Genomic DNA, 2,507 nt, shown 5'->3' on the forward strand with positions numbered 1-2,507 from the left:
TCCAGTTAAAAAAGCACTATTAAAAGCATGCATCTAATATCTGCTGCCACTACTATTATCCATCAGATTTTTTTCAAATTGAACGCGTTTCTCAGATAGAGCTTCACGGAGTTAGTCCTCACTTCAGTGTATTTAGAAAATATCAAAGAAAATACTACCGGAATTAGGGGCATTGTAAAAACCAAAATCCAGGAATAGAGGTTAGCAGGAATTCTTGTTGTTGGGACAACAAAATTGCATATAAATACCACAATCGGAAGATGCGTTGCATATAGAGAATAAGAAGCCTTACTTCCAAACGCGGCTAGTCGCGAGAAACCCTTAGCCAAGCCAAATGAAGAGCGCATGCCAAGCGCAAGAAAAAGAGAAAAAGATGAAGCAATTAGTAAGTCATTTAGCGTAGAATTTAGAGCAAGTATCTTTGATACGAAGTTCAAAAAGAAGAATGCGACAAGAGCAGCTAACGGCAGGGTCCAATGAAAATCGCACTTCCCTAAGCGCTTTTCAACATATAAATAAACCACACCGCCTAACGACCAACAGATAAAGAGATGCGGACTTGGCAATATAAAGAATGCTAAAAAAGATAATGCAATTCCCAAGAAGTTTCGACGCCTGACCGCCATATAGGCGAGTGGGAAGTATATATAATACCAAAATTCGCAAGCAATAGTCCAAAGGGCACCATTGGACCCTAATGCTGGCACCGCAAGATCTTGGAGAAACAACGCGTTTCCTAATAAGGTCGTTACCGTGAGTCGGTCTGTAATATCGTAAGCCAACGCAACCGAGCCCTGCGTACCAGCGTACAAAGGGGATGAGAAAAAATTGGTGCCAAAAGCGTCAACGCTTAAGCCAATAATAAGAGCTGGCAATAGTACGACCCAGAGCCGCGCCAAACGTTCGAATAAAAAATACCCAAATGCGAATTTATCGCCAACGCGAATTACAGATCGGACAATCCAGAAACCAGAAATTACAAAAAATACAACAACCGCATTGTGACCTTGAGTAGTCACAACGCTTAGAATTTGATTAACCACGCCTGGTGTAAGTGGTCGGTCAATAATGATTTGTTGCATATGAGAAAAAACGACTACTAAAGCGGCGATAGCTCTAATAACATCAATAAAATCGTATTTTGAAACGCTGCGCATGGCCACCTCAAGCTGTTATTACGGCGATATTTATAGCTTCTTAGATATTGAGTACAAGTGGAATCAGCGATTCCGCCCTTGACATTCTCTATCACGAATACAAGTCTGAAGCATATTTCATATAGGATCAAAAATATTGAAAAATTTAAAACAGATAATAGAGTATCTAATAAGACATATTATTATCATTAAATAAAATTGTTTCTAGCTCGGTAAAAATGGCGTATTGTAAGTCAATTTCTGTTAATAATTACGAGTTACATTATTCACAAAGACTGGATCCTTATTTTTATGAGCTATCAAACTTATTGGCAAAACGGCCATGCTAGAGGAGTGCAGATAAATAAAGATCTTATCTAGTCTATCGACGTATCCCTTATCCAATGCCGAATAGCGTATAGATATATCTAGTATGGGGCACCCGGTTTGTGGAAAATGCTTCTTTAGCCTCACGCCGCATACCCTTAGTGGACGCCGCATACCCTTAGTGGAGGGAAATTGCCATCCGGCGTTTTTTTACTCGAACTAGTTGCTTCGGTCGCCCTCGTCCGCTGCGAGCATCTCCCCCTGGAACTCTCGGATGAGCTTCCCGTGGGCTTGCTGGAATTGTCTGTCGATGGAATCCTTCAACAGCATCGCCTGCAGCGTGTCCTCGAAGTCTGGCCGCTCAGTAATCGAATTTTTAACTTCGTCGAACTTTTCGCCCAGCTCTAGCACAGTCATCTCTTTTCCGGTGTCGTCAAGATGCTGGCGACGCAGGAATTCACAAACAATGGTCGACCAGTTCTGTGCGTCGACTTCCTGTTTGAGGAAAAGCTTTCCGAGCCGCTGGATTGCGAGAATGTCGGATGGCGTTGCCGTCGTTCCGAACCGGTGGCCGGCATAGTTCTGGGCTGCCCCTGTCAGGGATAGTTAGAGGTCCATATCGCTAGCTCCCTGCAGCAGGAGCAGAACCAGGGGAGGTAATCCCTGCATATTGCGGTGATACTGGAAATGGGCGGGGCCCAGTAGAGGAAGAAATTCGGCGTCCAATCGAGAGCGCCACCCACCGCCTTCGATGGTTTGTGCTTCTTAAACTAAAAATATGCAATGGCGAGGATCGCGAGAATGACGACGAATACTAAAATGAATCTCCATCCCACGACGAAAGATAATAACTAACTCCACAACCTGGTGTTAGCTCCAAAATCCTGATTTCTAAACCTCCGAGCGCCACGTGTTCAACTTCTTCCTGGTATGACGGAGGGCGGGCGAATGACCTGCATTGTCGCAGTGAAACACTCGGGCGGCGTCGTCCTCGTGGTCTACTCCCTGAAAAGTTCTCTAATGCTTTATACCAACATGCGCTGG

The 2,507-nt window shown here is 44.2% G+C and carries 2 protein-coding genes; both read right to left on the bottom strand.

Annotated features, from left to right (window positions below; all coding sequences use genetic code 11):
* Window positions 1-62: 62 nt before the first annotated feature.
* The gene (locus ACZLZY_RS24755) at window positions 63-1,157 is read right to left on the bottom strand and encodes an acyltransferase family protein (RefSeq protein WP_472936623.1); all 1,095 of its coding nucleotides are present in this window, start codon (window positions 1,155-1,157) and stop codon (window positions 63-65) included.
* Between the two features lie 525 nt (window positions 1,158-1,682).
* On the bottom strand, window positions 1,683-1,880 hold the full coding sequence (locus tag ACZLZY_RS24760; protein ID WP_472936624.1) for a hypothetical protein: 198 nt from the start codon (window positions 1,878-1,880) through the stop codon (window positions 1,683-1,685).
* Window positions 1,881-2,507 lie beyond the last annotated feature (627 nt).

Source organism: Mesocryomonas lacus, assembly GCF_055730135.2.